The following is a 1,456-nucleotide window of genomic DNA, read 5'->3' on the forward strand; positions in this document are numbered from 1 at the left end:
CAATCGGTGCCGTTCGCTGGACAGTGGAGTTCCAATTTTGCACCTGTTGTCAGTAGAAACGTCTGAAAGACACCTGGCTCAGGAGCAATTCTGACTGAGGGAGATGGCTCACCAACCAGGTCATAGCAGCTCACTTTTTGATTACCCCACGGACTATCTTCCTTAGGCACAATAGTCAGGAAATGGCGTTGGTCGTCTTCGGCTCCATGGCAGATGTACACGGGACCTGGCTCGGTTGATCCGGYTTTAAATTCGATGGTCATGGCGTGCTCTCGATGCTGGCAAGTGAATGATCAGGGAKGGKCATTCAACTATCGGGAAWAATKGGCACGCAAGAAACTGTCAGAGTTGACAGTTTTTCTAGAACAATTGGCGATAAAGAAGTGCTTCAAAAGACCGATGGCTTTCGGCAACGGCCAGCCGAACTGCACCGACAGCACTCGCAATGACCAACACGACGGCACGCAGGACCGGCGGCGGCATCATCAACGTGACCTCCATCAACGGTGTCTCGCCGGGCATCTTCCAGGGCATCTACTCGGTGACCAAGGCAGCGGTAATCAATATGACCAAGGTGTTTGCCGAGGAGTGTGTGCAGTTCGGGATTCGTTGCAATGCGTTGTTGCCGGGGTTGACGGATACCAAATTCGCTTCGGCACTGGTGAAGAATGAGGCAATTTTGAACACCGCGCTGACGCAGATTCCGCTGAAGCGCGTGGCGGATCCGAGTGAGATGGCCGGGGCGGTGTTGTATCTGGCGAGTGATGCTTCGAGTTATACGACTGGGGTTTCGTTGAATGTGGATGGGGGGTTTCTGTCCTGAAGCGCTTAAACAACAACGCATCCGGCAGTTGGAGCAGAAAAGCCGGCAGCTCAAGATGGATAACGACATTGTAAAAAAAGCTACACCGCCTTCTTTACCCGCGAGCTGAAGTGACATATCGGCTCGTTCGACAGCTGCAAAGAAGGCGTACTCAGTGGCATTTGTCTGCCGGTTATTGAGCTTCAGAAACACCAACCCTCACCAACGCGTCTACCGATATCGGCCCATCTGGAAGCGCCGCTACTGCGCGGAATTCACGTATACCAAGGGTGCTGTACTTGAAGTATCCCCCATATGCTTTCCCTGCAGGGCCAGTTGTATCAGTAATCGCCTCATATTCCGGTACGTAAAAAGTCACAGGCACACCGACCATTGGGGAGCCATCTTCATACATAAGATGCACACCACTAGCATAAGTAACATTTACCGCTGCATAGGCCGTCATCGGAGGCAATGGTATCGGGGTGCCGGTCGCGTAGATGAATCTGAAATAATTACTCCGCGACAACCGGTTCGTCGGCGTTAGGAGTGTCGCCTTTTCTGCTTCAGTGAATAGCTTTAGCTTGAACGTTCCTGTTTTGTCCTTCCCTGTGACCATCCATTCATRCTGCGTGGATAGTTGGCCAAGAGGCG

The 1,456-nt window shown here is 52.3% G+C and carries 1 protein-coding gene and 2 pseudogenes; 1 reads left to right on the forward strand and 2 read right to left on the reverse strand.

Annotation, left to right across the window (positions count from 1 at the left end):
• Positions 1-263, reverse strand: a pseudogene (locus AC1DVH_RS31050) (hypothetical protein); the annotation flags it as partial.
• A gap of 173 nt (positions 264-436) precedes the next feature.
• Here AC1DVH_RS31050 and AC1DVH_RS31055 point away from each other — a divergent pair.
• A pseudogene (locus tag AC1DVH_RS31055) lies at positions 437-823 on the forward strand (SDR family oxidoreductase); the annotation flags it as partial.
• A gap of 172 nt (positions 824-995) precedes the next feature.
• Here AC1DVH_RS31055 and AC1DVH_RS31060 read toward each other — a convergent pair.
• The coding region (locus AC1DVH_RS31060) for a hypothetical protein (RefSeq protein ID WP_477757008.1) at positions 996-1,456 on the reverse strand (461 nt) is incomplete at its 5' end.

The organism is Pseudomonas sp. P4_C3, from assembly GCF_056402075.1.